Annotated in this window: 1 protein-coding gene and 1 pseudogene; both read left to right on the forward strand. The window is 43.1% G+C overall.

What is annotated here, in order from left to right; genetic code table 11:
- Nucleotides 1–487, forward strand: a pseudogene (locus IM500_RS02190) (hypothetical protein); the annotation flags it as partial.
- A gap of 128 nt (nt 488–615) precedes the next feature.
- The coding region (locus IM500_RS02195) for a DUF4347 domain-containing protein (protein ID WP_287737539.1) at nt 616–3,519 on the forward strand (2,904 nt) is incomplete at its 3' end.

A 3,519-nucleotide genomic window follows, 5' to 3' on the forward strand; every position in this document is an offset into this window, starting at 1 on the left:
ACAACGGGAACAGTGGAAGTGGAAGTTAATCAGGGGATTATATGAAAAGGAGTTCGAGAGAGAACAGATAATTAAACTGTTTGAAATCATCGACAATATGATGACTTTATCCCCTGAATTGCAGTCAAGTTTAGAGAGTAAAATCAAACAATTTGAGGAGGAAAGAACCATGCCTTTAATGAGTAATATGGAGTTACGAGGGATAGAACGCGGTAAAGAAATCGGTAAGGAAATTGGGGAGTTACGAGGGATAGAACGCGGTAAGGAAATCGGTAAGGAAATTGGCAAGGAAATTGGCGCGTTAGAAAAAAGCCGCGATGACATAAAAACAGTTTTAACTGTGCGGTTTGGACAGATTTCTTCAGAAATTGAAGAGATAATCGGCAAAATGACTAACCCTACTATCTTAGAAGAGCTACTAAAATTAGCAGCTACCGCTAATTCTCTCGCAGAATTTAAGCAGTCTTTGGCAAAAATCAATATCTAGAAAACGGGTTTCTTAGAAAACGGGTTTCTTTGAGAAACCCGTTTTCTGTAAATTTTTGTTATAGAAACCTTGAAAAATTCGGGATTCTTTGCATAAAATAGTCGCATTAATCTTTTGCAGTTAACGTCATGACTTCTACCCTTTTGCCGAGCTTTCCTGCTGTTGACGATGTTTTGTTCAATTTTGCTCAATCTGATGGCTTGAGTCAAGCTAATCAGGTGAATAGTGCGAGAAATCAGCGTTTAACCGCTACCGTAGTTTTCCTCGATGCTGGTGTTAGCGATTATCAAAGTCTCCAAGCTGGAGTAATTCCAGAAGTCGCCACCGTTATTCTCTCTCCCAAGGAAGATGGTGTCGAACAAATCACCGCTTTTTTACAACAAAATCCCCAGATTACCACCATTCACCTGGTTTCCCATGGTGCGCCGGGGTGCTTATATTTAGGGAATTGTCAACTTAATTTAACAAATATTTACGATTACCGCCAACAGTTACAGAATTGGGCAAAGATTAATCGTATTCTACTGTACGGTTGTCAGGTCGCGGCGGGAGATGCCGGGACAGAGTTTATTAATAAATTATCCCAAATTACCGGAGCGAAAATAGCCGCTTCCAGCAGACGGGTAGGAAATGCAGCCTTAGGAGGAAGTTGGGAGTTAGAGGTGAGTTTCCCCGCGATAAAGGGAGAGAATAAAACCTTTATTGAAACCTTAGATTTGTCGGAGTTGCAGACATCTGGGGTTTTTCAGCCGGATATACTCAACACTTATCCCGGAGTATTTGCGCCCACATTAGTGGGAGTATGGGATAGATTAAGCGTTGCCTATGGGGTGACAGTAGTTGGTAACTATGCTTATGCGGTGGGGGACACCCTGGAGATTATTGATATTAGTAACCCCAGTAACCCGACTTTTAAGGGAAGTTATGATCTTTCTAGTGGTGGGGATGTACAAATAGTCGGTAACTATGCTTATGTAGCTGATAAGTATTCAGGACTGCAAATCATCGACATCAGCAACCCGACAAACCCCACTCTCAAGGGTAATTATAATACTTCTGGCGAGGCTTTTGGTGTACAAATAGTCGGAAACTATGCTTATGTAGCTGATTATGGTTCAGTACTGCAAATCATCGACATCAGCAACCCGACAAACCCCACTCTCAAGGGTAATTATGATACTCCTAGCGTTGCTTGGGATGTACAAATAGTCGGTAACTACGCTTATGTAGCTGATGAGACTTCAGGACTGCAAATCATCGACATCAGCAACCCGACAAACCCCACTCTCAAGGGTAATTATGATACTTCTGGCTATGCTAGGGATGTACAAATAGTCGGTAACTATGCTTATGTAGCTGATTATATTTCAGGACTGCAAATCATCGACATCAGCAACCCCACTAACCCCACTCTCAAGGGCAATTATAATACTTCTGGCTCTACTTGGGGTGTACAAATAGTCGGTAACTATGCTTATGTAGCTGATGGGGATTCAGGACTGCAAATCATCGACATCAGCAACCCGACAACCCCCACTCTTGTGGGTAATTATAATACTTCTGGCTGGTCTGAGGGTGTACAAATAGTCGGTAACTATGCTTATGTAGCTGATAAGGATTCAGGACTGCAAATCATCGACATCAGCAACCCCACTAACCCCACTCTCAAGGGCAATTATGATACTTCTGGCCATGCTTATGGTGTACAAATAGTCGGTAACTATGCTTATGTAGCTGATTTGTATCCAGGACTGCAAATCATCGACATCAGCAATCCGACAAATCCCACTCTCAAGGGCAATTATGATACTTCTGGCCATGCTCGGGATGTGCAAGTAGTCGGTAACTATGCTTATGTAGCTGATTGGCATCAAGGACTGCAAATCATCGACATCAGCAACCCGACAACTCCTACTCTCAAGGGGAATTACCATACTTCTGGCCTTGCTGAGGGTGTACAAATAGTCGGGAACTATGCTTATGTAGCTGATTATATTTCAGGACTGCAAATCATCGACATCAGCAACCCGACAAACCCCACCCTCAAGGGTAATTATGATACTTCTAGATATGCTTATGGTGTACAAATAGTCGGTAACTATGCTTATGTAGCTGATTATGGTTCAGGACTGCAAATCATCGACATCAGCAACCCGACAAATCCCACTCTCAAGGGTAATTATGATACTTCTGGCGTGGCTTTAGGTGTACAAATAGTCGGTAACTATGCTTATGTAGCTGATTTTGGTTCAGGACTGCAAATCATCGACATCAGCAACCCGACAACCCCCACTCTCAAGGGTAATTATGATACTTCTGGCGACGCTATAGATGTACAAATAGTCGGTAACTATGCTTATGTAGCTGATGGGTATTCAGGACTGCAAATCATCGACATCAGCAACCCGACAAACCCCACTCTCAAGGGTAATTATGATACTTCTGGCGACGCTATAGATGTACAAATAGTCGGCAACTATGCATATCTAGCTGATGAGGATGGTGGTTTAAAGATTATTGATGTGAGTGAGTTTACCAACCCACAAACTGTTACTCTTGCTATTTCTCCCAGTAGTGTTAGTGAAGATGGGACAGCTAATATGGCCTATACCTTCACCCGTAGCGGAGTAACCACCGATGCTTTAACAGTTAACTATACAGTCGGGGGGACAGCTACTTTTAGCACAGATTATACCCAAAGCGGTGCAGCAACTTTCACCAGTACCACTGGGACAGTGACTTTCGCTGCTAATTCAACCACTGCTAAAGTCACAATAGACCCCACTCCTGACACAATAGTAGAAAGTGATGAAACCGTCATTTTAACTCTTGCTGCGGGGACAGGTTATACAGTAGGGACCACCACTCCAGTTACCGGGACAATTACCAATGATGATACCAATGTCACCCTAGCAGTTTCCCCCGCAAGCGTCACCGAAGACGGGACAACAAATCTGATTTATACCTTCACCCGTAGTGGATTAACCACTAATCCCTTAACCGTCAACTACAGTATTAGTGGGACAGCTACC

Origin of the sequence: Microcystis sp. M179S2 (assembly GCF_020245805.1) — a bacterium.
GTDB classification, from domain to species: Bacteria; Cyanobacteriota; Cyanobacteriia; order Cyanobacteriales; family Microcystaceae; genus Microcystis; species Microcystis aeruginosa.